Raw genomic sequence first — 213 nt, 5'->3', positions numbered from 1 at the left:
AATAACGTTGTAATGGCTGGGCTACCTGGATTCGAACCAGGGAATGCTGGCATCAAAAGCCAGTGCCTTACCGCTTGGCGATAGCCCAACAGGATTGTTTCAGTGTCAATCACACGTTCTTAATTGGGTTAATTGAATAACACATTAAGAAATAATGGTGCGGTCGGAGAGACTTGAACTCTCACACCTCTCGGCGCCAGAACCTAAATCTGG

Annotated in this window: 1 tRNA gene; it reads right to left on the bottom strand. The window is 46.5% G+C overall.

Annotated features, from left to right (window positions below):
- Window positions 1–13: 13 nt before the first annotated feature.
- Window positions 14–88: transfer RNA gene (locus MD535_RS26080), tRNA-Gln, on the bottom strand.
- Window positions 89–213 lie beyond the last annotated feature (125 nt).

Source organism: Vibrio qingdaonensis, assembly GCF_026191675.1.
GTDB lineage: Bacteria > Pseudomonadota > Gammaproteobacteria > Enterobacterales > Vibrionaceae > Vibrio > Vibrio qingdaonensis.
Note: the sequence above shows the minus strand (reverse complement) of the source record. Positions and strands in the feature narration are given on the sequence as shown.